This is a genomic window from Anaerotignum sp. MSJ-24, assembly GCF_018918145.1.
In the GTDB taxonomy this organism is placed as follows: domain Bacteria; phylum Bacillota; class Clostridia; order Lachnospirales; family Anaerotignaceae; genus Metalachnospira.
Genome location: NZ_JAHLPX010000007.1, coordinates 297,995 through 324,191, shown reverse-complemented (window position 1 = coordinate 324,191; position 26,197 = coordinate 297,995). Strand labels below are relative to the sequence as shown.

24 protein-coding genes and 1 other annotated feature are annotated in these 26,197 nt (G+C 40.1%); of the genes, 5 read left to right on the top strand and 19 right to left on the bottom strand.

The window, feature by feature from the left end; genetic code table 11:
- The 4 genes from KQI66_RS07765 to addB form a co-directional block, all read right to left on the bottom strand.
- Positions 1-1,986 (bottom strand): V-type ATP synthase subunit I, encoded by a 1,986-nt coding sequence (locus KQI66_RS07765; protein ID WP_216428299.1) that lies wholly within the window; start codon positions 1,984-1,986, stop codon positions 1-3.
- Positions 1,973-2,326, bottom strand: coding sequence for a hypothetical protein (locus tag KQI66_RS07760; protein ID WP_216428298.1), 354 nt, complete (start codon positions 2,324-2,326; stop codon positions 1,973-1,975). The genes KQI66_RS07765 and KQI66_RS07760 overlap by 14 nt, the downstream gene beginning before the upstream one ends.
- Positions 2,327-2,765: 439 nt before the next feature.
- Positions 2,766-2,939, bottom strand: a complete 174-nt coding sequence (locus KQI66_RS07755) for a hypothetical protein (protein WP_216428296.1) — start codon at positions 2,937-2,939, stop codon at positions 2,766-2,768.
- A 319-nt stretch (positions 2,940-3,258) separates the two neighbouring features.
- Positions 3,259-6,648: a helicase-exonuclease AddAB subunit AddB gene (gene addB / locus KQI66_RS07750; protein ID WP_216428295.1), complete on the bottom strand. Its 3,390-nt coding sequence runs from the start codon at positions 6,646-6,648 to the stop codon at positions 3,259-3,261.
- Between the two features lie 80 nt (positions 6,649-6,728).
- On the opposite strand from addB, the gene KQI66_RS07745 reads away from it, so the two are divergent.
- Positions 6,729-7,139, top strand: coding sequence for a hypothetical protein (locus KQI66_RS07745; RefSeq protein WP_216428293.1), 411 nt, complete (start codon positions 6,729-6,731; stop codon positions 7,137-7,139).
- A gap of 40 nt (positions 7,140-7,179) precedes the next feature.
- On the opposite strand, the gene ruvB is transcribed toward KQI66_RS07745, so the two are convergent.
- From ruvB to KQI66_RS07725, 4 genes are all read right to left on the bottom strand, one after another.
- The gene (gene ruvB, locus KQI66_RS07740) at positions 7,180-8,214 is read right to left on the bottom strand and encodes a Holliday junction branch migration DNA helicase RuvB (RefSeq protein ID WP_216428291.1); all 1,035 of its coding nucleotides are present in this window, start codon (positions 8,212-8,214) and stop codon (positions 7,180-7,182) included.
- Between the two features lie 12 nt (positions 8,215-8,226).
- Entirely contained in the window at positions 8,227-8,838 is a 612-nt protein-coding gene (ruvA, locus tag KQI66_RS07735; RefSeq protein ID WP_216428290.1) for a Holliday junction branch migration protein RuvA, read from the bottom strand.
- A gap of 126 nt (positions 8,839-8,964) precedes the next feature.
- Positions 8,965-9,627, bottom strand: coding sequence for an HAD family hydrolase (locus tag KQI66_RS07730; protein ID WP_216428288.1), 663 nt, complete (start codon positions 9,625-9,627; stop codon positions 8,965-8,967).
- A gap of 75 nt (positions 9,628-9,702) precedes the next feature.
- Complete coding sequence (locus tag KQI66_RS07725; RefSeq protein WP_216428286.1) at positions 9,703-10,398, bottom strand: S-layer homology domain-containing protein; 696 nt, start codon at positions 10,396-10,398, stop codon at positions 9,703-9,705.
- 306 nt (positions 10,399-10,704) lie between these two features.
- Between KQI66_RS07725 and KQI66_RS11565 the strand changes: the two genes are divergently transcribed.
- On the top strand, positions 10,705-10,929 hold the full coding sequence (locus KQI66_RS11565; RefSeq protein WP_334300588.1) for a DUF4258 domain-containing protein: 225 nt from the start codon (positions 10,705-10,707) through the stop codon (positions 10,927-10,929).
- A 3-nt stretch (positions 10,930-10,932) separates the two neighbouring features.
- On the top strand, positions 10,933-11,160 hold the full coding sequence (locus KQI66_RS07715) for a type II toxin-antitoxin system MqsA family antitoxin (protein ID WP_216428284.1): 228 nt from the start codon (positions 10,933-10,935) through the stop codon (positions 11,158-11,160).
- A gap of 57 nt (positions 11,161-11,217) precedes the next feature.
- Here the strand turns inward: KQI66_RS07715 and dut are convergent, their stop codons facing one another.
- Both dut and KQI66_RS07705 read right to left on the bottom strand, forming a co-directional pair.
- Positions 11,218-11,664 carry a dUTP diphosphatase gene (gene dut / locus KQI66_RS07710; protein ID WP_216428282.1) on the bottom strand — a complete coding sequence of 149 codons (447 nt, stop codon included), beginning with the start codon at positions 11,662-11,664 and terminating at the stop codon, positions 11,218-11,220.
- A complete protein-coding gene (locus KQI66_RS07705; protein ID WP_216428280.1) occupies positions 11,630-12,916 on the bottom strand; it encodes a M16 family metallopeptidase in 1,287 nt (428 codons plus the stop codon). Before KQI66_RS07705 ends, dut begins: the two co-directional genes overlap by 35 nt.
- A 305-nt stretch (positions 12,917-13,221) precedes the next feature.
- On the opposite strand from KQI66_RS07705, the gene KQI66_RS07700 reads away from it, so the two are divergent.
- Positions 13,222-13,959 carry a CAP domain-containing protein gene (locus KQI66_RS07700; RefSeq protein WP_253287707.1) on the top strand — a complete coding sequence of 246 codons (738 nt, stop codon included), beginning with the start codon at positions 13,222-13,224 and terminating at the stop codon, positions 13,957-13,959.
- 122 nt (positions 13,960-14,081) lie between these two features.
- Here KQI66_RS07700 and KQI66_RS07695 read toward each other — a convergent pair whose 3' ends face one another.
- From KQI66_RS07695 to KQI66_RS07660, 8 genes are all read right to left on the bottom strand, one after another.
- Entirely contained in the window at positions 14,082-14,645 is a 564-nt protein-coding gene (locus KQI66_RS07695; RefSeq protein ID WP_216428278.1) for a 2-oxoacid:acceptor oxidoreductase family protein, read from the bottom strand.
- Positions 14,646-14,647: 2 nt separating this feature from the next.
- Positions 14,648-15,400, bottom strand: coding sequence for a thiamine pyrophosphate-dependent enzyme (locus tag KQI66_RS07690; protein WP_216428276.1), 753 nt, complete (start codon positions 15,398-15,400; stop codon positions 14,648-14,650).
- On the bottom strand, positions 15,400-16,461 hold the full coding sequence (vorB, locus tag KQI66_RS07685) for a 3-methyl-2-oxobutanoate dehydrogenase subunit VorB (protein ID WP_216428274.1): 1,062 nt from the start codon (positions 16,459-16,461) through the stop codon (positions 15,400-15,402). The genes KQI66_RS07690 and vorB overlap by 1 nt, the downstream gene beginning before the upstream one ends.
- A 21-nt stretch (positions 16,462-16,482) precedes the next feature.
- Positions 16,483-16,701, bottom strand: a complete 219-nt coding sequence (locus KQI66_RS07680) for a 4Fe-4S dicluster domain-containing protein (RefSeq protein ID WP_216428273.1) — start codon at positions 16,699-16,701, stop codon at positions 16,483-16,485.
- A 31-nt stretch (positions 16,702-16,732) separates the two neighbouring features.
- Entirely contained in the window at positions 16,733-17,425 is a 693-nt protein-coding gene (locus KQI66_RS07675) for an ATP-binding protein (RefSeq protein WP_216428272.1), read from the bottom strand.
- A gap of 564 nt (positions 17,426-17,989) precedes the next feature.
- A complete protein-coding gene (gene pheT / locus KQI66_RS07670; RefSeq protein WP_216428271.1) occupies positions 17,990-20,386 on the bottom strand; it encodes a phenylalanine--tRNA ligase subunit beta in 2,397 nt (798 codons plus the stop codon).
- A 21-nt stretch (positions 20,387-20,407) separates the two neighbouring features.
- Positions 20,408-21,427: a phenylalanine--tRNA ligase subunit alpha gene (gene pheS / locus KQI66_RS07665; RefSeq protein ID WP_216428270.1), complete on the bottom strand. Its 1,020-nt coding sequence runs from the start codon at positions 21,425-21,427 to the stop codon at positions 20,408-20,410.
- A gap of 254 nt (positions 21,428-21,681) precedes the next feature.
- Positions 21,682-21,936: a binding site (T-box leader), on the bottom strand.
- Positions 21,937-21,988: 52 nt separating this feature from the next.
- Complete coding sequence (locus KQI66_RS07660) at positions 21,989-22,789, bottom strand: undecaprenyl-diphosphate phosphatase (protein WP_216428269.1); 801 nt, start codon at positions 22,787-22,789, stop codon at positions 21,989-21,991.
- 162 nt (positions 22,790-22,951) lie between these two features.
- Here KQI66_RS07660 and KQI66_RS07655 point away from each other — a divergent pair, with 162 nt between their 5' ends.
- Positions 22,952-24,550: a DEAD/DEAH box helicase gene (locus KQI66_RS07655; protein WP_216428268.1), complete on the top strand. Its 1,599-nt coding sequence runs from the start codon at positions 22,952-22,954 to the stop codon at positions 24,548-24,550.
- 94 nt (positions 24,551-24,644) lie between these two features.
- Here KQI66_RS07655 and thrC read toward each other — a convergent pair whose 3' ends face one another.
- Positions 24,645-26,117, bottom strand: a complete 1,473-nt coding sequence (gene thrC, locus KQI66_RS07650) for a threonine synthase (protein WP_216428267.1) — start codon at positions 26,115-26,117, stop codon at positions 24,645-24,647.
- Between the last annotated feature and the right edge of the window lie 80 nt (positions 26,118-26,197).

Genomic DNA, 26,197 nt, shown 5'->3' with positions numbered 1-26,197 from the left:
TTATTTTTCCTCCTTATTTGTAATCTTCACAAATTTTGTTTTTCCGGCAAAAGGTTCAAACGGTCTGCCGCCACCTGTATAGAATTTTCCGAAAAACTCAACGTACTGAAGTCTGCAAGAATGTACGAATGCTCCGAGAGCATTTATCGCAATATTAAATACGTTACCTATCAGGAATACGATTATAAAAACTATAAGTCCGCCGATACCGTTTCCGGCAAGTGAACCAAGTGTATTTACAACCTTTGCTACAACTCCGGTCGCAAGACCGAGTGCAAGAAGTCTTGAATATGAAAGAACATCCGAAAGGTAACTTGTTATTCCGTAAAGGCTGCCAAGACCGCCTGTGATCTTTCCAAAGCCTTTTTTGTTACGTCCGCCGGTAACAAGTATTCCGACCGCACCGACTATCGACATCCATTTTCCCGCTGTTGCAAGTCCTGCCGCAACTGATCCGCCTACTCCGAAAAGCACAAGGCCGATAAGAAGCAGATACCAAAGACCTATATCAAACAACGCATCCCAGGGCTTGCCGTTTTTGATGAGCATATATGCCTGAACACCCATACCGACAAAAAGGTGAATTGCACCAAGTATAAGTGAAAACACAAGGAGCGTCATAGGCTCCGACATAGGATCGAACCATGCGGGATTTATTGTTACTTCATGTCCGAGGAACATTCTTGTGAATACGGGAACAACGTCGCCGAACCATCCGCCGAACATTACGCCCCAGAAGAATGTGGAAACTCCGCACCAGAAGAACATTGTAATCATTTTTTTCATTGTTCCCTCAAGCTTGAATTTTTTAAGAACAACGAAGCATAAAAGCGCCATTATAATTCCGTATGCCGCATCCGAAAGCATCATTCCGAAGAATATAAAATAGAACGGTGCAAGTAACGGTGTAGGATCAACCTCCGTTGCAAGCGGCAATGCGTACATTTCCGTAACAGCCTCAAACGGTGTTGCAAATTTATTATTTTTAAGAAGAATCGGCGTTTCTTCGTCCTTAACGGGTTCGCTTATTTCATAATAACATTCGTATTTATCCAAAAGCTCTCTTACCTTTTCGGCACTTCCTGTAGGAAGCCAGCCTTCAAAGCAGAATACCTTTTTGGTGTTAATCATATCTCCGACAGCCTTTTCCCTGTCACGCTTGAGAAGAAGATCGTCATAAACAATTTCTATCTCGGAAATGTGCTCCGCAAGGTCTGTAAGATTTTTTTCGTTATCGGCTATTTCCGCTTTAAGCACTTCAATTCTTTCGGCATAGGTCTTTTGTGCATCAACGGCCGTACCTTTGTTTTCACCGAGAGATACCGAAATAAAACCGAATTTTCTTAAGGCATCAAGTGCCTCGTTTTTTTGTTCTTTAAGACAGACAACACATACATAAGCCTGTGTTTTGTCTGTGCTTACCTGCTGTATAACAACCGATGGTGCGGCTTCAAGCACATTGTTTATCACATCGTTCATATTTGTTTTTACGGGTAAAGCTCCCATAAATATTACCGATGTTTTTGTCTGAGTTGTTTCAAGCGGAAGATCAAGGCTTTTCCAAGGCTCAAGTCCTTTTATAAGAAGCTCAAGTCGGTTGATTTCGCCCTTATCGTCAGTTATTTTTTTGAGCGTTTCGCTTGCTTTTGCCGCCATTTCGGCCGCCGGCTCGGCATTCTGCTCTGCTTCCTTGACAAATTCTCCTGCATTGATTTCTCTTCTTGTTTTAAACAATGGCTGTTTGCCTTTTTTGTAGCCTTCCAGTGCATCTATTGCCGCACCGAGAGAGGCAATCTGTGCATCAAGGCGTGAAACCTCGGCACTGTTGTTCGATACAAATGTACCTGCCGGGAGCGGATTGTCTGACAATCTTCCCGACGGAGAATCAATTTCGACAACTCCAAGATCCATCAAATCCTTGATGAAACGTGTTTTTCGGCTGTTAAGGCAAATAACGGAAAGTCTGCTCATTTCAACTATTGCCATCAGTTCCCACTACCTTTCTCATAACAGCCTTAATTGCTTCCTCCTTTTTAACGGAAGCCTCTTCTCTGATTTTTCTGCAATTAAGTTCAGCTTGCTCGGCAATTTTTTCAACCGCTTGGCTGCTCTCCTTAACGGCCGCATCAGCCGCTGCGTTTAGCTCTTCCTTGCCTTTCTGCTTTGCCTCGGCAAGTATAGAAGCGCCTTTTTTTTCTGCCTCAGCCTTGAGTGACGCTGCTTCCGCCTCGGCATTTTTAATCATTTCTTCAGCTCTGGCCTCGGCATCAACAATATCTTTAATAATATCCAACGCCATTCTTTCTTCACCTCTTTTGCATGACAAATTTGATTATATAAACCGGGATAAACCGATATTATATCGATAATAAAAACAAATAATCCATTTCATTGACTGGTATATTGTTCCTTGTAGTATATGTTTAAAATTATATACAAAAAATATTCGATTGTCAAATTAAGTTATCAGCTATATACAAACAAACTTTTACCAATGTACTCAATTTTTCACACTTTTGACTTTTTGGGTAATAGACAAATTATTTATATTGTACAAAAAATTGTATATTGTATTTTTATAAATACAATATTACTTATTTCAACATTGGTAGTACCACATATTTTGTAAAAAACAACATAATTGTTTTCCCGTATTTATTTCATATTCATTGGAAGTAAAAGTTAATTCAGTAAAAAAAATTATAAAAAAAGACCTGTGATAATTCACAGGTCGTTATTTCGCTTGTGGTCAAGCTTTTCAATACTTATGCAATTCTATGTGCAATGTATCTGATGATACCGAAGATACCAACGATAAGCAGTGTCATTATTACGAACGCAAGGTTCTGCATAATTGCTGCCTGCGGAATGAGCATCATGCCTGCCACAATAAAAAGAAGAGAGATTATAAGTAACAATATATTTGAAATATTTTTCATATTTACCGCCTCCATGCTGTAAGCTTTCTGTCCAATCATCTGTATTGTTTATGTCGTACTCTGATGTCCTTTTGATGATGTTAGTATAGCATTTTGACGGCGGTTGTGCTATGTCAGTTTTCCACAATTTTTAATTTATTTTTAATCAATGTTTTATTAAAGTTTTATCTGATTTTAAAACATTTACAATTTAAGTTCTGATACCAAGCACTTTATTTAGCTGTTTACACAAGAGCCGGCTTTGTTTGATTTGTAACAAACATACAACCTGTGTGTTAATCTTTGTACAATTTTAATAGTTGTCCTTGGTACAGATACATCAGTCTTTATTCTTATCAGACAATACTCTGTCCCATACCTCTGATGCCGACAGCTTTTTCAATTTATTCCGCTGATTACCGCAGTTCTCGTCAAAACAGCAGATTGAATTGTACTCACAAAAGGAGCAGATTGTATTTGTACCGTTGACAGTCGGATATATTTCAACCTCACCATCGGCAATTCTTCCTCCTATTTCTCCTGCTTTTTTGACCGTATAGTCTATAATTTTTCCGTAATAGCTTCTGTTTACGGCCGAACCTGTCAAATCTCCGCTTTTGTTTTTCGATACATTAATTATATTTGATTTATTTTTACCGTCATCTGCAAAAATATTGTCAAGCGCTTCCAAAACATCCTCTTCGGCACACACAAGTCCGCTCATACAGAACTGGCTGTATAATGTATCCTCCGGTGTTCTTCCTTTTAAATCAGAGGATTTTATAACAGGATCCATTATCCTGAAATAGAACGCTCCTCCCGGTTCCGGCTCATCTATTGTTATAAACTTACCGGTTTTCATAAATGCGTCCATATACAAAAGAAGCTGTAACTGCAAGCCGTAATATATGTCCGAAAGGCTGAATTCCTTTCTTCCCGATTTATAGTCGATTATTTTCACATAGCCCTTGCCGTTGGAACGGTAAACGTCCACTCTGTCTATTTTTCCGTTAAGCACAAGCTTTCTGTTTCCCGGCATTTCTATTTCTATTGGCGGCAAATCTCCGTCACCGCCACCAAAGCCTATCTCGACACCGGCTGTTTTAAATCCACCGGATTCCATATGCTTTTTGAGCACCGAAACAGCTCTCTTTGTTATTCGTTTTATTCGCCTAAGCATATAGGCATTTGCCGCTGTACTGAAAAGAACCTTATCTGCCGTATCCGGTGCAAGCAGATCAATAGCAGATTCTATAAGCTCATTTGCCTCTTGGGAAGGTATCGTATTCCAGTCATAGCCTTTTGCCTTCATATCGGAAGTGAATTTTTCAAGCACCGCATGAAACAGCGAGCCTAAATCCGGCGTCTGCAAGCCGTATATTCTTCTCGGCGATACCTTAAGCGAATATTTCGCATAGTAATAAAACGGACATTCCGAGAAAGCCTCAAGCCTTGATATACTTGTATGCAGTTCGTTTCCGAAAAGCTTTTCTCTGTTGGCCTTGCCAAGATTATTTTCTTTATTTTTATATTCAGTACCTTTTTTCAACAGTTCAGCCGCAGACGAATACTCGCTGTTGTTTTCGAGCCATTTGTATGCTCCGTTCCAAAGAGCGTCCATATCTCCGCCTTCGGCAAGCTTTTCGCCAATTCTGTGAAGTACAGGAATCGGTCTGTCAACAGCCTTTACCGAATACGGATTAAACTCCTCCGTTTCTATATCGCCGAATATTCTTTCAAGCCTTGTTATAACCGACGACGGTCTTGTCTGTATACCCGATGAGTCCGTAAGATTTCTGCAAATATAAAGATAATCGGAAGGCTTTGTTATTCCCATGTAAATAAGGTACTGCTCTTCAAAAGCAAGTCTTGCTCCGCTATGAGACAGCTCTGCACCAAGCTCCTCCAACGCCGTTCTTTCTCTTTCGGTAAGTATTCCTTTAATATCAGTATCGTTGGACGGAAGAACGCCTTCATTCACCCCTATAACAAAAAGTGCCTTTATTTCCGGCAGACGGGTTCTCTCTATATCACCGACCGTAACACTGTCTATGCACTCCGGTACAATACCCATTTTAAGGCCGGAAAGTCCTGCCTCGAATATCTGACCGTATTCACGTATTGTCATGGTTTCATCGCCAAGCAGTTCTGATATGCTCTGGCATAGTCCGCTTATCAAATCAAAACAGCGTATATGCTCCTGTGCTTTTACTGTGTTGCCTGCCGTATCGTCCTCTTCCGCTTTCTGTGCAAGTCTGTCGGCAATTTCCAGAGAAACCGATATTCCGTACAAATCCGAGGTTATTTCTGCCGCAGAGTGCTTTCCGCTTTTATATTTTTTATAAAAATCCTTAAATGGATTTATTGCAAGCTCACGCAGAGCATTTATTTCATCTTCCTTTTCGGTTGTTTCTTCCTTTTCAAAGCCCCATTGCCAGTGGGCATCTATCCATGTATCACCCTTTATTCCGTAACGGAGAACATAGTTTTCAAGCTTATCTCTGTCATCTCTTTCCAGTGGAGTAAGCTCCGTTTTAAGACATCTGAAAATCGATTCATATGACAGATTATCCGCAGTCATTTCTATAACGGAACGCACAAATTCCGTATACGGGTGTCCCATAACGGATTTTTTGCTGTCCATGAAAAACGGTATTCCGTAATGGCTGAATACTCTTCTTACCGTTTCTTCACAGTCACTTAAGCTTCTTGAAGTAAGTGCAATATCTCTGAAACGAAGTCCCTTATCACGCACAAGATGAATTATTTCCGAGGCGCACATATTTATTTCATCATCAAGGCTTTCGGCAGTCATAAGCCTGACGCCGTCACTGCTGTTTTTTCCGTCGGCAAAAGCATAGCTGAAATATTTTCTTTCAATATTTTTCATGCCTTCGGTATTAAATTTGTGACATTCCTCAAGGCATATAGTTTTTTCTATATTAAAGCCGTTGTCCTCACATATCTTTTTGAGCCTTCGCATAGTGTCCCATGGTTCGAAAAATCCGTTTACCATGCTCATTTTTGTACTTTCGACGCTCTTTTTATCAATGGTAAGCGTTATGTTCACACGTTCACATTCGGCAAGCAGTCTGGATATTATATCAAATTCCTGACAGGTAAAGCCGTAAAAACCGTCAAGCCAGACCTCCGCACCCTTTATATAATCAGCCTCGGACATTTTTATTGCCGCCGTTGTAAGCACATCGTCGGAGGATATATAATCCTTCTTTATAAAATTTCTGTATTCACCGTAAATAAGTGCCATATCGGAAAGCTTGTTTCTTACTGCACTGCCTTCCTCAAAGGTTTCGGCATAGCTTTTGAGCGCCTCCGGTGTTATACCACCGGAAAAAAATTCCGTAACGGCATTTGCCATTCTGTCTGTAAAGCCGCTTCGTTCGCAGGCAATGCCGAAATACTCGAATTTATCCTTATTCTGCATTATAATACGGCGTAAAATCATAAGCTTGCCTATATCGGTAAGGTTTTTATCGCCGGATATGCCGCATTCGGAGAATATGTTTTCCGCAAGCCTTCTGAAGCTTAAAACAACAGCAGGCATTATGCCGCCGGATTCTTTAACCAGCTCACGCTCTGCCTGGAGAGAGAACTGCTCCGGAACTATATAAATGAGTCTTTTTCCTATTTTTTGTTTTGAGGATATTTCTTCAAGGCAGAGCTTTGTTTTACCGCTGCCGCTTCTTCCGGTGATTAATCTTAATCCCATACAAAACACCTATCCTGTAATAAAATATTGATTTCCAAAATAAATATATAATAAAAAGCACCCCGAAGGGAGTTATACAAATGGGCAGAACAAGATTCATGGTCATAAAGCTGAAAGAACTGATAAAGACAGTACTTTTCGCCGTTATCGGTGCGGTTATAATAATAATGCTTATTATACTTCTTGTGCCGGACAAATCCGACAGCCGATATAACGCAGGTACATATACAACAAATGTTGAGATAGGCGAAAAGACAGCCGCCGTAACAATGACCTTTACAAAAAACAAAATAACCGATGTTAGCTTTGTTCCCGATGACGATATGCTTGCGGTATTTTACCCGCTTGCGGAAACTGCCGCAGATTCAGTCTGTAAGCAGATACTTGAAAACCAGTCGGCAGAAAACATAGCCCTGTCAGACGAATATGCCGTAACCGGACAGCTTGTTGCCGACGCCGCAGAAGCATGCATAAACAGAGCAAAAAAATAAACGCTCTAAGCCGCAGCTAATTAAAGCTGCGGCTTAAACATTATATCTTTAACTGCATCTGCTCTCCGGCGTCACTTCCGGCAGGCGGTTTAAGCCCGAAATGCTCATAACCTCTGACCGTCACTACTCTTCCTCTCGGTGTACGCTTTATGTAGCCGAGCTGTATAAGATAAGGCTCTATTACGTCCTCTATTGTTTCCGATTCCTCATTAACAGCGGCGGCAATAGTATCAAGTCCGACAGGGCCGCCTCCGAATTTATCTATTATTGTAAGAAGTATCTTTCTGTCGATAACATCAAGTCCTACCTTATCCACATCAAGCATATCAAGTGCCTCCGACGCTATATCACAGGTGATAAGTCCATCATAGCGCACCTCCGCAAAGTCCCTTACTCTTTTCAAAAGCCTGTTGGCGATTCTCGGTGTTCCTCTTGAACGTCTTGCTATTTCTGCCGCACCTCCGGCATCTATCTCCGTATTGAGCACAGTTGCGGAACGTATAACGATTTTTGATAAGTCCTTAACCGTATACGGCTCAAGATGATTAACGACACCGAAACGATCCCTGAGCGGTGCAGTCAAAAGACCAATTCGTGTTGTAGCACCGATAAGCGTGAACTTAGGCAGTTCAAGACGCACGCTTCTCGCTCCTGCACCTTTTCCGATAACAATGTCTATAACAAAATCTTCCATTGCCGGATAAAGTATTTCCTCAATCATTCGGTTAAGGCGGTGTATTTCGTCCACAAAAAGAATATCACCTTCATTAAGGCCGTTCAGTATTGCCGCCATATCGCCGGGACGTTCTATTGCCGGACCCGATGTGGTTTTTATATTAACGCCCATTTCATTGGCAATAATATTTGAAAGAGTAGTTTTTCCCAGACCCGGAGGTCCATAGAGCAAAACATGGTCAAGCGGCTCTTTTCTTCTTTTTGCCGCCTCAATAAATATACTTAAATTATTTTTGACCTTATCCTGTCCTATATAGCTTTCCAGCGTATTCGGACGAAGATTTATTTCCATATCGCCGTCATTTTCGGTAACGGCAGTTGTTATAATTCGTTTTTCCATAGCCATTCTCCGTTAAATCCTGCTAAGCTCACGAAGTGCCGCAGACAATATTTTCTGTACGTCCATATCGGGTACATATACCTTGCTTACAGCCTTCACAGCCTCGCTTCTCGAATATCCGAGTGCAACAAGAGCCTCTGCCGCTTCTGCCCTGTCATCACCGGTTGCCGCAGATGCAGACGAAATATCCGAGCCCATGTCAAACATTTCCGCAATATCGCCGCTTCCGATTTTGTCCTTAAGCTCAAGAATAACTCTCTGTGCGGTTTTCTTTCCTACTCCCGGTGCTTTCGCAATAGCCGCCGCATCGGAGGAAAGTACAGCCGTAACCAGCTCCGACGGCGTTATAGAGCTTAATATGCTTATTGCCGCCTTAGGGCCTATTCCGGAAACGGAAATAAGCTTCTGATAAAAAGCCTTTTCTTCACGGCTTTCAAAGCCGAAGAGCGAAATTCCGTCCTCTCTCACACTCATGTATGTATAAACCGTAACCTCTCCGCCTTTGGACAAAAGCTTTTGTGCCGAAAAGGTCGGTACGGTTATTTCATATCCGATTCCGTTGTTTTCAACAACGAGTGTATCACCTTCATTGAAGGTAATTTCTCCTTTAATATAAGAAATCATTTCCATGCTCCTAATTTAATATTCTATCATTATTATAACGAATATAAGGCATAAATACAACGAAAACCAGTTCGATTTTTCAATATAAAAATTCCTTCCACATAAGTACTATGGAAGGAATTGAAATCATTTTATTAAGTTGATAACCTCATCAAGCGATTTAACAACAATGGCTTTATCGCATTTTTCCTTGCCGCTTCTGTCGATAAGCACAGGCTGTATACCTACCGTAGACGCACCTTCAACGTCGGAAACAACGGAATCACCTATATGAACAGCCTCCTCCGGCTTACAGCCGGCAACCTCAAGTGCCTTTTCGAATATTTCTCTGCATGGCTTATAGGCTCTGACCATATCCGCAGAAATTATTCCGGCAGGCTTAAGTCCTTTTTCCTCCATTGATTTTTCCGCATAATAAACTCCGTCATTTGTAATCATATAAATCGGAAGCGGACATTTTTCAAAAAATCCTCTTACGTCATCAAACAACGGCTCATGTATCCATGATTCTTCCCAGACTCTTTTTATTTCGTCTATATCATAATCGAGTCCATGCTCTTCCATAGCTCTTCTTACAATAGTATCGACTATTTCAAGCTCGGTAATAAATTTATCATGGTTACATTCGCCTTCGTATTTTTTAACCAGCTTCCATACATAGGCTACCGCTTCCATAGGATTCTTTAAATCACTATATGTACAGAATATTTTAACAAGCTTTTTAAAATCATCGCCTGCCTGTTCAACCATCGTTCCCGTATAATCAATAAAAACTGCTTTATAACTCATTTTTGCCTCCCGATATGTTCAATATAAGCATATTTTATCACATATCGGAAAATTAAGTCAAAAATAATTTGTACTTTATAGATTATAGAATATCATAAAATTCTTGACCACCTGTGCAACCTCTGCTCTTGTTGCATTTCCCTGCGGATCAAGCATTTTATCGTCCTTACCCTTAATTATTCCGTTTATTAATGCCCACTGCATTGCTCCTCCGGCATATCCGCTTACGGACATATAATCAGAATAATCCAGAAGCTGAACACCTGTTGTTTCAAGATTTCCAAATCCCTTATATTTTGCATAGTTATAGAGAGTAAAAACAAGCTGTTCTCTCGTTATGTTGTCTTCAGGGCCGAAAAGATTGTTTCCGTAGCCCTTCATAAGTCCGGTTTCGGAGCACCATGCCACCGAATCGGCATACCATGCGTTTTCATCAACATCAAGATATGACCAGTATACCTTATCCTTTTTGCCGTCAATATTGTTTATTATCTGTGCGAGCATGCCTCTTGTCACATATTCATTAGGTGAAAACTTTGTTATATCCGTTCCCTTCATAACAGCCTTATCCTTAAGATAATATGCCGCACCGTAATACCATGCGTCCTCGGCAATATCTTCATATATCATAAATAACTCACCCTGCTTTATCTCTGTGTCTTCCGCAGCCGTTTCGGCATTGCTTTCCGCCGTTTCGGCAAAAGCTGTTTTCGGCAACGACGAAACAGCCATAAAAGCTGTAAGCACAAGACATATAAAACTCTTTTTCATAAAAAATCGCCGCCTTTCATTTTTGTTTTTAGTATACAAAAATTCAAAGTGACGTACAATAAACTTAACTTAATCTTAAGAATTACATTTTTTACAATAGCAGTATATTGCAGTTGACTTTAATTCACATAAGACGTAAAATCAATCTATGCTTGTAATATATTGGTAACAGGTTTTGTATAAGTTTAATTACATAAAATTATTTATGAGGTGAAATACTTGGACATAGCGATTATAAAAAAGTTGTGTGAAGCAAACAAGCTAAGATGGACTAACCATATATTTGTCAGGCTTATACAATGAGGAATAAGTATATCTGATGTTATAAACACTATCATTACAGGCGAAATAATCGAAAACTATCCCGACGATTATCCATATCCAAGCTATCTTATTTTAGGTTTAACTGTTAATAATAAATTTCTACACGTTGTATGTGGATCAAACGGAGAAGAATTGTGGCTAATACCGGCTTATTATCCCAATAAAGATAAATGGTCTGATGATTTTAAACGTAGAAAGGAGCAATAAATTATGTCATGCTTTATGTGCAAAGGTAATCTTGAAGACAAATTAACAAATTTCATTGCCGACTTAGGAAACTGTATTATAATAGTTAAAGATGTTCCTTCACAGGTATGCAGTCAATGTGGAGAAGTTTCATATAGCAATGATGTTGCATTACAGCTTGAAAAAATTATTAATAAAACCAAAAGTACTTTAACCGAAATAACAGTTGTTCGATACTCCAATGTGGCTTAATTAATAACTAAAATAACCGTCTTATCTTGTAAAGTTACAAATAAGACGGTTTATTTTTTACACACCGGAATGTCCGAAGCCTCCGCTGCCTCTTTCCGTTTCATCAAGGCTGTCGGTTTCTGTCCAGAACACATGCTCATATTTATTAATGACCATCTGTGCAATCCTGTCACCTCGTTTTATTGTAAAAGGCTCATGGCCATGGTTTATTATGATAACGCCAATTTCGCCTCTGTAATCTGAATCTATTGTTCCCGGAGTATTGACCATTGTTATTCCGTTTTTCAAAGCCAGTCCGCTTCTCGGACGTATCTGTGCCTCATAGCCCTGCGGAAGAGCTATCCTTATGCCTGTCGGTATAAGCTTGATTTCTCCGACAGCAACAACTGTGTCAGTATGTACATTTGCATATATGTCCATACCTGCCGCACCGTCCGACATATACTTAGGCAACGGCAGATCCTTTGCATCATCTGTCCGCACTATATAAAAGTTTTTTTCCATCCTCTATCATTCCTTCAAAATCAAGTCCTTCAACATTTCCGACTGCCGAAAAGCTCATATTGTCGGCATTGAATATATAGTCTATTGCAGACTTAATTGAATTATAATCTACCTTTTCCATTCTTTCCAGAATTTCCTCCATGGGAAGGATTTTTCCGGTCAAAAGCATACTGCCGCCGTTTCCGCTCAAACGGTTTGCGGTATTTTCTGTTCCAATTATATAATTTGCTATTATCTGCTCTTTTGTTATTTCAATTACCTTATCATTAATTTTTTCGGTCTTTATTCGATAAATCTGTCGCATTATACTTTCTATAACACTTTCGGCCTTCTGTCTGTTTGTACAGGCATAAACCGTCATAACGCCTGTATCCGAATAAGCCGATGTATAGCTGTAAATAGAATAAACAAGTCCTTCCTCTTCCCTTATCTTCTGAAAAAGCATACTGCTCATTCCGCCGCCGAAAAGTGTATTCAGTACAGCAAGAGAATATCTGTGCTCGCTGTCTCTTCTCGGAGATTTAAATGATATACACAAATGTACCTGTTCAATATCCTTATTTATAATAACCTTGGACGGAAGATATGTTGCTTTTTTAAATTCATTCTTCACATAGCCTTCGTTTGTCCAACCGCCGAAAACACCTTTAAGCTTTTCGAGCATTTCGTCACTTTTGAAATTTCCCGTAACCGCTATAACGCAGTTTTCAGGTCTGTAAGTTCTTTTATAATAATCCTTAATCATGTCGCCGGTTATTTCCGAAAGTGTTTCTTTTGTTCCGCAAATAGGCATGCCGAGGCTTGTTGCGCTCCATATTGCCTCCTCAAGTGCATCATGCACAAGCTCCTCCGGTGCGTCAAGGTACATATCTATTTCTTCCTCTATTACATAACGCTCTCTGTCAATATCCTCATCATCAAACTTGGAATGCAAAAGCATATCGCTCAGCACATCAAGTGCTTTATCAAAATGCTTGTCAAGCGTACGAGTATAAAAACAAGTGTATTCCTTTGTTGTATATGCGTTTATCTGTCCTCCGACAGCGTCCATTTCTTCAGCGATATCTCTTGCAGTTCTTTTTTCAGTACCCTTAAACACTAAATGCTCGATAAAATGCGAAACACCATTTTCCTTCTTTGTTTCGCATCTTGTTCCGGTATTAACCCATATACCGAAAGCAATCGAGCGTACATAAGGTATTTCCTCAAAGACTAATCTAAGTCCGTTATCAAGCGTAAATATTTCTACCATACATTATCTCCCTTACATAACCTGACGGCAAAAGCCGTCATAAAAAATTATAAATTTAATCCCCATGTAAAAATATAACACACTTATTTATTTAAGTAAATAAACAATAGGTATTATTTGCCACAATGCCGCAAATATCTTTTAACATAAGCAGAATTTGCCGTAATTAAGCCAATCATAGATATTTTTGCATATATCGCAAAATTTATCCTGCCACAATGTACCATTGAAACACGGCTTGATATATTGTAATATATGTTTGTAACAATTTTGTAATATTTATTTAATATTTAAGGAGTGGTTATATGAAAAAGAAAGCAATGATTTTAATAGCAACAAGCATACTTACACTTAATTCATTCAGTGTATTTGCGGCAGAAAAGACTAACTGCAATAGTTACAAAAGCATAAATGTTTTAAGTACGTCACAGTTTAAGGATTTATGTAATAAATACTTAACAAATAACAGCTATGATTTTTCAGATATAGTTTTACATGACCGGAAAAATGACTGCGACAATAACATCAATGGCAATACAGGAAATGAAAATAACGGAAATGCCAACAATAACACAGGTAATGAAAACAGCGGAAACAATAACGGCAATACAGGCAGTGAAAACAACGGAAACAATAACACTTCCAAGCCCGATAACAGTGTATCATCCGAAAGCCGATACATATCGGAAGTAGTAAGACTTGTAAATGCCGAAAGAGCAAAGGAAGGCTTAGCTGCATTACAGATGGATTCATCACTCAATTCGGCAGCACAGGTAAGAGCGAAGGAAATAGTTACAAGCTTCTCACACACAAGACCAAACGGATCAAACTGTTTTACGGCACTCAGCGAAGCCGGAATAAAATACAACGGTTCAGGCGAAAACATAGCCTATGGTCAGAAAACACCTGCCGAGGTTGTAAACGCATGGATGAATTCAGCAGGACACAGAGCAAATATAATGAGCTCAAGATTCACAAAAATAGGTGTCGGCTGTCATAACTCAAACGGAACATATTACTGGAGCCAGTTCTTTACATATTAATAATTGATAACCGGCAACACATGCGGCATGGAGCTAATTCATGCCGTAATTTTATATTTAAAGATGAAAAAAGACGCAGGTACTAAGACCTGCGCCTATTATAAGTGCATAGCAAAATTCACTTATTTCTTAATCTGATCCTTAACAGACTCAGCACCCTTACCAAGTGCTACTGTGTTAGCAGGAATTAATTTCTTTTTAGCTTCACCGAAGAGTTTGATGAAAGCTGAACCAAGGATAGTTTCGGGAGAAACAATCTTAGTTACTTCAACAACAGCACCAAGCATGATGATGTTAACAAGCTTCTGGTTGCCAAGTTCATCAGCGATGTCGTTTACAGGTACTTTGTAAACATTGATGTCTGTTCTTTTGATTTCTTCATTAACGATTGAAGAGTTAATGAAAAGGCATCCGCCGGGTGCAACTTTATCAACATACTTAAGGTATGAAGGAACGTTCATAGCGATAACGATGTCGATGTTGTTTTCGAATACTGGTGATCCGATAGGTTCGTCTGATACAGTTACTGAACAGTTTGCTGTACCACCACGCATTTCAGGACCGTATGAAGGAACCCATGCAACTTCTTTGCCTTCGTCCATTCCGGCAAATGTGATAAGCTCACCCATTGTCATAACGCCCTGTCCACCGAAACCAGCACAGCTAATTTTATATGTTTTTGCCATAATTATTTAGCCTCCTCTGTTAAGTCTTTATATACTCCGAGTGGATAGTAAGGAATCATTTTTTCTCTTACGAATTCCATAGCTTTAACGGGTGTCATACCCCAGTTTGTAGGGCAGCTTGATACAACTTCTACAAATGAGAAGCCTAAGCCCTTCATCTGGCATTCAAGAGCTTTCTTGATTGCTTTCTTAGCCTTGATTACGTTGGGAGCTGAATCAACAGATACACGCTCGATGTAAACAGGACCGTCAAGAGTAGAAAGAAGCTCGCATACACGGATAGGGTTACCGTTAACTTTAACATCACGGCCTGACTGGCATGTTGTAGCCTTCATTCCGGGAAGTGTTGTAGGAGCCATCTGACCACCTGTCATACCATAGATACCATTGTTGATGAATACTGTTGTGATTTTTTCGCCTCTTGCTGCACAGTGAAGGATTTCAGCTGCACCGATAGAAGCAAGGTCACCATCGCCCTGATATGTAATAACAAGTTTGTCGGGATGTACTCTCTTAATACCTGTTGCTGTGGCAGGAGCTCTACCATGAGCACAGTGAATTGTATCATAGTTAAAATAGTTAGGGATAAATACTGAACAGCCAACGGGTGCTGTAATAATTGTATTATCAACCTGACCGAGTTCAGCAACACATTCTGCTACAAGTCTGTGTACAATACCGTGTGCACAACCGGGGCAGTAATGTAACTTACGGTCTGACATACCTTCTGGTTTCTGGAAAAGAACTGTTGACATTATTCTGCACCTCCTATTACCTTCTTAGCATAGTCGATGAATTCCTCAGGTGTAGGAATAACACCACCGCATCTGCCATAGAAGAATACTTTTTCTTTATCACCGCAAGCCATCTTAACGTCTTCAACCATCTGGCCTAAGTTCATTTCGCCTACGATAAATTTCTTGATGTTTTTGTTTTCAAAAGGTTTTTCAGGGAAAGGCCAAGCTGTCTTAGGTCTGATTAAACCAATCTTGATGCCTTCTTTTCTGAGTTCGTTAGCAGCTGTCTTAAGAATACGAGCTGTTGTGCCGTAACCAACGAATGCATATTCAGCGTCGTCCATCATGTATTCTTCATATCTTGCTTCTGTAGCTGCCATTTCAGCATATTTTCCGTTCTGCCATTTAAGGTTTCTTCTCTCACAGTCGGGAGCATCATCTGAAATACCATAGATGAAGTTTCTTTCGCCGGGTCTTGAGCATCCGAGTGCCCAGTTAGCGGGATCGTCTTTTGTCTTTTTCTCAACAGGGTGATCGAAGTCAACAGGCTCCATCATCTGTCCGATAAGACCGTCACAGCAAACGATTACAGGATGTCTGTAATGATCAGCCATTTCGAAAGCATATTTAACTGCATCTACTGCTTCCTGAATATTGCCGGGAAGAAGAACGGGAAGGTGCTTGTCACCGTTTGCTCCGCCGTATTTAGCCTGGAAATAGTCGCTCTGTCCGGGCTGAATAGTACCAAGAGCCGGGCCGCCACGCATCATTGATACGATAACTGCAGGAACCTCGCCGTGGATAAGGTAACCGATACCTTCCTGCTTAAGTGCGATTCCGGGTGAAGAAGATGATGTCATAACTCTTGCGCCTGATGCACCTGCACCGTAAACCATATTGATAGCTGCAACCTCTGATTCAGCCTGAACGAATGTTCCGCCAACCTTAGGTAATTCTCTTGATAAATATTCAGGTATTTCATTCTGTGGTGTAATGGGATAGCCCATGAAATATCTACATCCGCCAACGATAGCAGCCTTAGCTACTGCTTCGTTGCCTTTCATAATAACTCTTGCCATGTTATTATCCTCCTCTCTTGATTAATCATTCTTTATGATTGTGATAACACAATCCGGACACATTCTTGCACAGCTCTGACAGCCAATGCATGCCTCCTGATCTGTAATGCCTGCGGGATAGTATCCAGCGTCATTAGTTTCTTCCTTTTCAAGTTCAAGGAGTCCCTTTGGACATGCTGCAACACAAAGTTCGCAACCCTTACAGTTCTCTGTTTTGAATGATAATGTGAATTTTGCCATTTAAGTGCACCTCCTTATTTATTAGATAGAATTACATCCATGATGCTCTCATATAGTATGTAAGAGGCACGACCGTTCCGGAAAGCTTTGCTTCAATCTCGGGAGTCATGTCTTTAACAACTTCTTTAACGTAAGTAGTATATCGGATAGGTACTCCGGTACGTCTGCTTACCTCAGAGATGATTTCTTCGCCACGGAGAAGATCCGCTGCTGTTGTCTCTCTGACAAGGTTTGTATTATTCACAAGTCCGGTCATATGAAGTCCGATTCCTGCTTCGAGCTGCTGCATCTGCTCGATAACAAGATCTGCGTCATATGTATCTGGTCTGTATGTGTTAATAACCATGAATACATCAATTTCTTCTGGATCAAAGTGCTCTTTGTATCTTCCGAGGACAATGGTTCCTACGTCATTTCCGCCAAGGTCTACGATATAATCGCAGTTCTTATCGATGAACGGTCCCATCATTTCTGCCGGAACAGCAGGTATATCCGCATCGGCATTATATGAAGATCCGTAAACAACAATGCCCTTTGCTTCGAGCTCTGCTGTTTTCTCTCTTGAACGGAAGTAGGGATTAACTATGTCCATATCGGAAATAACAACTTTTCTGTCGGGGCCAACCTCTTCTTTAAGCTTGGTTACGTAATTAACGGCGAATTCTGTTTTGCCGCTTCCGTAATGTCCACAGAACATTCTTATTCGTCTGTCATTCTGAAACATTTTTATCCCTCCCAGGTGATTCTATGTATCTGATGAACTATGTTCTTATATCGACACAAGGTTTATGTATCACTTGAACAATTCCTTCATCTGAATACTATTACATTATAACTCATTCTTTTAAAATAGCAAGGCTTTTTCACGATTTTTTTGACTGTAACAGCCATGTGAAGGGTTTAACGGATATACTTTTTATGCATATTGCACATAGAATTAACTTTTCCCGTTTTATGCAAAGTTTACCACTGGTTTAAAATCGTTATTTTTGCATTGTTGTCATACAATAAAATATTTGTACTACCATTCAGAATTATGATATTAAAGCGGTTTTTATATTATTTAGGTAAAAATCGTTCTTTATTGTATGACAAGCTCAATTTCGGCTGTTTTTGAATGTATACAATATACAGATATTAGTTAAAACTAACATTTTTGTGTTTTTCCAATAATATACTTTTAATGTAACGATATGTGTACCAAAAAAAGTGCCGAAGCGGTTCAAAAACCACTTCGGCACGAAAAAAATCGGCAAAATCACTATGTCATTACTTAGTGTCGTTATTCTTATTTATCTCTTAAAACAGCACCTAATTTTTCCTCAAGAGCCTTGAGAATATCAGCCATTACAGCATTTACCTCGTCATCGACAAGTGTTCTGTCATCAGCTCGGAATGTTATTGAGAATGACACTGACTTATATCCGTCCGCAATCTGTCCACCCTTATATACGTCAAAGAGTTCAATATTTTCAAGAATATCTCCGCCGTTTGCAGCGATAACCTTTTCAATATCTCTTACATATACATGATCCTTAACAAGCATGGATATATCTCTTATCATTGCAGGGAACTTAGGAAGAGCTTTGTATGTTGAAACAAGCTTAGCTGCATGGATAAGCTCTGCCTCGTCAAGAACGGCAATGTATGCTCTTGCTCCTATGCCGTAGTTCTTTGCAACCGTAGGATGAAGCTCGCCTACATAACCTACTGCCTTTCCGTCAACATCAATCTGTGCTGTTCTTCCGGGGTGCATCCAGGGAAGAGTTGTAAGAGGCTCAAATTCGGCTGTTGTAATTCCGAGAGTATCAAGCGTATGCTCAACAATACCCTTAATTCCGTAGAAATCAGTGTTTCCGTACATACCTATTGTTATTTTAACAGGCTCGTCGGGAAGCTCTGTAACCGGAACAGCCTTAGGAATATATACTTTAGCTATTTCAAATAAGCCTGCTGTTTCGTTTCTTCTGTTGTAGTTTGTTGAAAGAGATGTAAGCATACTGTTGAGCGTAGTTGTACGCATAATGCTGTAATCCTCACCAAGGGGATTTGAAATAGTAACAGTATCTCTTAATTTATCTCCTTCGGGAATTCTGAGCTTATCAAATACCTTCGGGCTTTCAAATGAATATGTCATAGCCTCGCAAAGTCCGTTTGATATAAGCGAATTCTTAATCATTGCTGTTATATTCTGGGCATATGTTCTCTTACCTACCGTAGGTGTACCTGCCGCAAGTGTGGGAACAATCTTTGAATATCCGTAAAATCTTGCTACTTCCTCCGCAAGGTCAGCCATGCTCTCAAGGTCAGGTCTGAATGTAGGGATTACAACAGTCTTTGTTGCTTTGTCGGGAACAAGCTCGATTCTCTTGAATATTTCGATCATTTCGTCTTCAGAAACGTCTGTGCCGAGAAGCTTATTAATCTTTTCGGGGCTGTATTCAAGTGTCCAGGGCTCTCTCTTGTTGGGATAGCAGTCTACCATTCCCTTAACAACCTCACCGCAGCCGAGCATTTCAACAAGCTGAACGGCTCTGTTTACCGCATCAAGGGCAAGGTTGGGATCAAGTCCCTTTTCGTATTTGGCAGAAGCGTCCGTTCTTAAACCAAGCTTCTTAGCTGTAATTCTGATATTAGGGCCGTTGAAGTTTGCGGACTCGAAAAGAATCGTGTCTGAGCTTCCGTTTACCTTTGAGTTTTCGCCGCCCATTACACCGGCAACGGCAACAGCCTTATTTACGTCGGAAATGACAAGCATTGAAGGATCAAGCTGTCTTTCGTTTCCGTCAAGTGTTGTTATCTTTTCGCCTTCCTCCGCATTTCTGACAATAATCTTCTTGCCGTCAATGTTTCCGATTGTGAAGGCGTGCATAGGCTGTCCAAGCTCAAGCATTACATAGTTTGTAATGTCTACGATATTGTTGATAGGTCTTACGCCGTTTGAACGGAGTCTTTTTCTCATCCATCTGGGTGAAGGCTCAATCTTTACGTTTTTAACTACTCTTGCAATATATCTGGGACAAAGCTCGGGATTTTTGATTTCAACCTCAATCATGTCATTGATGTCGCCGTCTGCCTCTTCTTTTACCGTTATTTCGGGATATTTGAATTTCTTTTTATATGTTGCGGCAACCTCTCTTGCAAGGCCGACTGTGCTGAAGCAATCGGGACGGTTTGAAGTAATTTCAAATTCAACTACCTTATCTCTTATGTCCATTGCGTCAACAACATCTACGCCAAGCTCAACAGGTTCGGGGAAAAGATAAATTCCTTCTTCGGGCGCTTCGGGGAAATCGTGGCGGTCAAAGCCCATTTCCTCAACCGAGCACATCATGCCGTATGACATAACTCCTCTGAAATCGGTATCGTGGATTGTTATACCGCCGGGAAGTGTTGCTCCGTCAAGTGCTACACAAACATATGCACCTTCAACAACGTTGGGAGCATGTGTAACGATAGTAAGAGGCATATCCTTGCCGATGTCAACCTTGCAGATAACAAGTCTGTCTGCATTTGGATGCTTTATTATTTCCATTACCTTACCTGTAACTACATTTGTAATTTCACTGCCGATTTCGCTCCAGTTTTCTACCTTAGAGCCACTGAGTGTTATATCCTCAACAAAATCCTTTATGTCTGTATCTACATCAACATAATCCTTTAACCAGGACATTGATAAATCCATTATTATACTCTCCCTTCCAAATTAGAACTGCTTAAGGAACTTAACGTCATTTTCAAAAAGAAGACGCATATCTGTTATTCCGTAACGCTGCATGGCAACACGCTCAAGTCCCATACCGAACGCAAAGCCGCTGTAAACCTCGGGATCAATGCCCGACATCTTAAGAACCTTTGGATGAACCATACCGCAGCCGAGAAGCTCGATATAACCTTCGCCCTTGCATACACGGCAGCCCTTACCTCCGCAGGCAAAGCATGTAACGTCCATTTCGGCAGAAGGCTCTGTGAACGGGAAATGATGAGGTCTGAAACGTACCTTTATATCTTTGCCAAAAAGCTCTTTTGCAAATACTTCAAGAGCACCCTTAAGGTCGCCCATTGTAATGCCTTTATCAACTACAAGGCCTTCGCACTGGTGGAATACAGGTGAATGAGTTGCGTCTACCTCATCTGCACGATAAACAGTACCGGGGCATACGGCTCTGATGGGAAGAGTTCCTCTTTCCATTGTTCTTACCTGTACGGGTGATGTCTGTGTACGGAGAAGAATATCGCCGTTTACATAGAATGTGTCCTGTTCGTCCTTTGCAGGATGGTTTTCAGGAATATTAAGAGCCTTGAAGTTGTAGTAATCAAGCTCAACCTCGGGACCTTCAACTATTTCATAGCCCATACCGATGAATATATCGCTGATTTCGTCAATAACGATATTCATGGGGTGCTTATGACCGCACTCACATTTCTTTCCGGGCATTGTTACGTCGATAGCCTCTGCCTCAAGTCTGTGTTCAAGCTCTTTTGCCTCAAGCTCCTTTTTGGCAGAATCTATTTTCTGCTCAATCTCACTTCTTATTTTGTTTGCCAGCTCACCGATAACAGGTCTTTCCTCCGGTGAAAGCTTGCCCATTCCCTTAAGGATAGCTGTAAGCTCACCCTTTTTACCGAGGAATTTTACCTTAAGCCCGTCAACATCCTTGATTTGTTCTGCATTTTTGATGTTTTCCATAGCTTTTTCACGAATTGCATTAAGCTGTTCTTTCATTATATATAACTCCTTTCAGCTATTTTACAAAAATAATTTTAAAAGCTACGGGACTCTGTCCCATACCCAGCGAACCTTTAAAAAGGTTCGATCTAAACTTTATTAAAAATCATTTTGACAAATGATTTTTGGGGTAATATCACTAAATTTAAAAATTTATATTAATTTGAACCGGCCGACTTTTTAAAGCCGTATTATATCAGAAAAATAACTTTTCTGAATTTACCCATTAGCATAAAAAAATCTCCGTCCCTGAAAGGGACGAAGACTATATCCGTGGTACCACCCTAATTTCTGTCTTTTAAGACAGACGCTCATCAATACCGCAATAAAAACGGTACGTCTGCGTAACGTGCAGCTGACGGATCTGCCTACTGCTATTTTCAGCAAACCGACTCCGGCGTGAACTTCATAACGGTAATTTTAGCAAGGACGCTTACAGCATCGGTTTGATACGTCCTCTCTCTGTGAAAAACCTCCGTATTACTTTTCGCCATCACAGTTATTGTCAATATACACAAGTTATTTTAACATATAGTTTTTCAAAGTCAAGAAAAATCATCAAAAGATTTTAACAAGTACAAACATATCCAGCATTGTAATTATTCCGAGTGCAAACAGATAATATGCAAAGCCTCTGAACTTTGCTTTTCCTGCCAATCTCTGCATAAGTCTTATCGCAACTACCGATGCAGCAAAAGCCGCAACAAAGGCAATAAGCATAGGGAAAAATCCGAATACGTCGGTTATAACCGGTTCTGATGTTCTCGAATAAATCTGAATAAGGTCTGCAACAATTCTTCCTATCAACGCCGGAACCGAAAGCAGATAAGCATATTTAACGGCGGCCTTTCCGTTATAGCCCTGCTGAAGTCCTCCGCATACCGTAAGGCCGACTCTTGAAACTCCGGGAATGTTTCCGAACATCTGGAATACACCGATTATAAGTGAATCCTTCACGTTCATTCCTTTAAGGCTTTTTTTACCCGGACGGTACATTGTTTCATAAAACAGAACCGCTCCGGTAAATATAAAGCAAAGACCGAATGCTCTGCTGACATAGAAATAAGTTTCTATTTTCTTCTGGAATATAAGCGTTATTATAATAGAAGGAATACAGCTTATCAGTAAATTCCTATTAAACGGCGAAAACTTATTTTTAATGATATGAAGCCAATCTTTATAGAACAAAAGAACAATTGCAAGAAGTGACGCCGTATGAACCAAAATATCAAATGACAGTGTATCTGCACTTGTGTTCATAAGATTGCTGAAAAAATAAAGATTGCCGGAGCTGCTGACGGGAAGAAACTCCCCAAAGCCCTGAACAAGTCCCAAAATTAAAGCTTTTAAAAACTGCATAAATATCTCCAATCCGTACAAACTTATTATGAAAATGAATATTTTGACAATTTAAGACTAATTAATTATAAACTATTAATATTCTTATTGCAAATTCTTTTTTCAACTGATATAATAGGTTCATTTGTTGCATTTGTAATAATCTATTTTGAAAGGAATAACATGGAAAATCTTAAATTTGAAGAAATGAATTTATCCGATGATATTGTCAGAGCCGTTAAAGATATGGGTTTCGAAGAAGCAACACCCATTCAGTCACAGGCAATATCGGTAATTATGGACGGAAAAGACATAATCGGCCAGTCACAGACAGGTACGGGAAAAACAGCCGCTTTTGGTCTTCCCTGTCTTGAAATGCTCGATCCCGAAAACAAAAGCTTACAGGCACTTATTCTCTGCCCGACGAGAGAGCTTGCCATACAGGTAAGCGAAGAATTCAGAAAGTTCCTTAAATATAAGGACAATATAAAGGTTCTTCCTATTTACGGAGGCCAGCCCATCGACAGACAGATAGCCGCACTCAGAAAGGGCGTTCAGGTAATAATCGGTACACCGGGACGAGTTATGGACCACATGAGAAGACATACTCTCAAAATGAGCACTGTTAAATATGTAGTTCTTGACGAGGCTGACGAAATGCTCGACATGGGCTTCAGAGATGATATTGAAACAATAATGCTTAAGGTTCCGGAGGAAAGACAGACAGTTATGTTCTCCGCAACAATGAGCAACGAAATTCTCGATTTATCAAAACGCTACCTTAAAAAACCCGAATATATAAAGGTAACAAGAAAAGAGCTTACCGTTCCCAATATTGAGCAATCATATTTTGACGTAAAGGAAAAAACAAAGCCGGACGCACTCTGCCGTATAATTGATATGTACAGCCCAAAGCTTTCAATCGTTTTCTGCAATACAAAGAAACGTGTTGACGAGGTTGTTGAACAGCTTCAGGGCAGAGGATATTTCGCCGAAGCGCTTCACGGTGACTTAAAACAGGCTCAGCGTGACAAGGTAATGCAGAAATTCAGAAACGGCACAATAGAAATTCTTGTTGCAACGGACGTTGCCGCAAGAGGTATTGACGTTGACGATGTTGACATTGTATTCAACTATGATGTTCCTCAGGACGATGAATATTATGTTCACCGTATCGGAAGAACAGGACGTGCCGGAAGAAGCGGCCGTGCCTTCACCTTCTGCGTAGGCAAGGAGATATATAAGCTTCGTGACATAATGCGTTACACAAAGACAAAAATTATACAGAAAAAGCTTCCTACTCTCAGCGACATTGAGGAAATCAAAACAAATAACTTCCTTGATCAGGTTAAGGACGTTATCGAAGAAGGCGGCTTAAGCAAGTATGTTGAAATTGTCGGAAACATGGTAAATGATGATGAGCTTGCCGCAACCGACATTGCCGCAGCACTTCTCAAGCTTGCACTCAACGATATTATTTCATCTGATTTTGATGACGACATTAATTACGGCGGAACAGAAATTTACGGTGATGCCGGCGACAGCATGGTTCGTCTTTTTATCAATGCCGGAAAGAAAAATAAAATCCGTGCAAAGGATATTGTCGGTGCATTTGCAGGCGAAGCCGGAATTCCCGGAAAATCAATCGGTCATGTCGATATTTATGACGACTATACATTTGTTGACGTTCCCGGCGAATATGTCAAGGATATTATGACGGCAATGAAAAACAGCAAAATAAAGGGCAAAAAAGTAAATATCGAAATAGCAAAGAAAAAATAACAACACAATCGGCTGTAATATGCTAAACGCATAGGACAGCCGTTTTTTTGCGGAAAAATACCGCTATGTATTATACATAACGGTATCGGTAAGCTTATTTATTAAGCTGTGCTCTTACGAAGTCTTTTATTTTTTCACGTTCACAGAGGTTGTTGTGAAGTATCTCTCTCTTTTCTATATCAACAACAGGTGCGGGAATTTTAACTCCGCTTATCTTTTCAAGCTCCTTCATAAGCTCGAAAGGATCGCAGTCTTTATATTTTTCGTCAATGGCTGTGCATACGTCCTTTGCGAATTTATAAGGGCTTGCTGTTGATACAATAACTGTCGGTGTTGTATCTCCGCTTTCTTCTATATATTTATTATAAGCAGCATATGCAACGGCTGTATGGGTATCAAGAACATAATCCGCATTTGTATACATTGTTCTTATGGCTGTCGCTGTTTCCTCTTCGTCCGCATATTCTCCGACAATATCATCAGCCTTTGCCGTCATTGAATACTCGCCCTTTTCGGCAAGAGATTTCATAAGCTTGGCTGTTTCCTCCTGTGAAGTAAGCATACATACAAGTCTTTCAAGGTTGCTTGAAATAAGAATATCCATTGAAGGGCTTGTTGTAAGTATAAATTCACGGTTTTTGTCATATGTACCTGTTTTGAAGAAATCATAAAGTACCTTATTGCTGTTTGACGCACAAACGAATTTATTTACGGGAAGTCCCATTTTCTTGGCAAAATATCCGGCAAGAATGTTTCCGAAGTTTCCGGTCGGAACAGTGAAGTTAATCTTATCTCCGACCTTTATCTTTCCGTCCTTAACAAGCTGGCAGTAAGCATACCAGTAATATGCAACCTGAGGAATAAGTCTGCCTATATTGATTGAGTTTGCGGACGAGAACATAAAGCCCTTATTATCAAGCTCTTTTATCATTTCCGCATCTGTGAATATCGATTTAACGGCACTCTGTGCATCATCAAAGTTTCCTGTTATTGCGGCAACACATACATTTTTGCCCTTCTGTGTTACCATCTGCATTCTCTGTACGGGACTTACGCCGCCATCGGGATAGAACACGATTATTCTTGTTCCTTCAACATCAGCAAAGCCTTCAAGTGCGGCCTTTCCTGTATCTCCCGATGTTGCGGTAAGAATAACTATTTCCTTATCAATATTGTTCTTCTTCGCGGATGTTTTCATAAGATAAGGAAGTATGGAAAGTGCCATATCCTTAAAAGCGATTGTTTTGCCATGGAAAAGCTCAAGGAAATAGACTCCGTCCTTTTCGACAACGGGAGCTATTTTGTCCGTATCGAATTTTGAATCATATGCGTTATTAATGCAGTAACGAAGCTCGTCTTCTGTAAAATCGGTAAAGAAAAGGCTCATAACCTCATAAGCAAGGTTTCTGTAATCCATTTCAGTAAGCTCTTCAATGCTCTTTTCCATTACAGGCATTTCTTCGGGAATAAAAAGACCGCCGTCCGGGCAGATACCCTTTAATATTGCCTCTGATGCTTTATATCTTATGTTCTTGTCTCTTGTTCCGATATATGTCACATTTTTCATACTGTTCACCCTTTAAAAATAAAATTAGTTTGATTATAAATAAATCAACGTATTTTGTCAATGACCGTCGGACATTTGTC

Bases quoted from the DNA above. Each gene is read 5' to 3' on its own strand.
- KQI66_RS07765 (WP_216428299.1), bottom strand. From the start codon at position 1,986: ATGGCAATAGTTGAAATGAGCAGACTTTCCGTTATTTGCCTTAACAGC.
- KQI66_RS07755 (WP_216428296.1), bottom strand. From the start codon at position 2,939: ATGAAAAATATTTCAAATATATTGTTACTTATAATCTCTCTTCTTTTT.
- addB (WP_216428295.1), bottom strand. From the start codon at position 6,648: ATGGGATTAAGATTAATCACCGGAAGAAGCGGCAGCGGTAAAACAAAG.
- KQI66_RS07745 (WP_216428293.1), top strand. From the start codon at position 6,729: ATGGGCAGAACAAGATTCATGGTCATAAAGCTGAAAGAACTGATAAAG.
- ruvB (WP_216428291.1), bottom strand. From the start codon at position 8,214: ATGGAAAAACGAATTATAACAACTGCCGTTACCGAAAATGACGGCGAT.
- ruvA (WP_216428290.1), bottom strand. From the start codon at position 8,838: ATGATTTCTTATATTAAAGGAGAAATTACCTTCAATGAAGGTGATACA.
- KQI66_RS07730 (WP_216428288.1), bottom strand. From the start codon at position 9,627: ATGAGTTATAAAGCAGTTTTTATTGATTATACGGGAACGATGGTTGAA.
- KQI66_RS07725 (WP_216428286.1), bottom strand. From the start codon at position 10,398: ATGAAAAAGAGTTTTATATGTCTTGTGCTTACAGCTTTTATGGCTGTT.
- KQI66_RS07715 (WP_216428284.1), top strand. From the start codon at position 10,933: ATGTCATGCTTTATGTGCAAAGGTAATCTTGAAGACAAATTAACAAAT.
- dut (WP_216428282.1), bottom strand. From the start codon at position 11,664: ATGGAAAAAAACTTTTATATAGTGCGGACAGATGATGCAAAGGATCTG.
- KQI66_RS07705 (WP_216428280.1), bottom strand. From the start codon at position 12,916: ATGGTAGAAATATTTACGCTTGATAACGGACTTAGATTAGTCTTTGAG.
- KQI66_RS07700 (WP_253287707.1), top strand. From the start codon at position 13,222: ATGAAAAAGAAAGCAATGATTTTAATAGCAACAAGCATACTTACACTT.
- KQI66_RS07695 (WP_216428278.1), bottom strand. From the start codon at position 14,645: ATGGCAAAAACATATAAAATTAGCTGTGCTGGTTTCGGTGGACAGGGC.
- KQI66_RS07690 (WP_216428276.1), bottom strand. From the start codon at position 15,400: ATGTCAACAGTTCTTTTCCAGAAACCAGAAGGTATGTCAGACCGTAAG.
- vorB (WP_216428274.1), bottom strand. From the start codon at position 16,461: ATGGCAAGAGTTATTATGAAAGGCAACGAAGCAGTAGCTAAGGCTGCT.
- KQI66_RS07680 (WP_216428273.1), bottom strand. From the start codon at position 16,701: ATGGCAAAATTCACATTATCATTCAAAACAGAGAACTGTAAGGGTTGC.
- KQI66_RS07675 (WP_216428272.1), bottom strand. From the start codon at position 17,425: ATGTTTCAGAATGACAGACGAATAAGAATGTTCTGTGGACATTACGGA.
- pheT (WP_216428271.1), bottom strand. From the start codon at position 20,386: ATGGATTTATCAATGTCCTGGTTAAAGGATTATGTTGATGTAGATACA.
- pheS (WP_216428270.1), bottom strand. From the start codon at position 21,427: ATGAAAGAACAGCTTAATGCAATTCGTGAAAAAGCTATGGAAAACATC.
- KQI66_RS07660 (WP_216428269.1), bottom strand. From the start codon at position 22,789: ATGCAGTTTTTAAAAGCTTTAATTTTGGGACTTGTTCAGGGCTTTGGG.
- KQI66_RS07655 (WP_216428268.1), top strand. From the start codon at position 22,952: ATGGAAAATCTTAAATTTGAAGAAATGAATTTATCCGATGATATTGTC.
- thrC (WP_216428267.1), bottom strand. From the start codon at position 26,117: ATGAAAAATGTGACATATATCGGAACAAGAGACAAGAACATAAGATAT.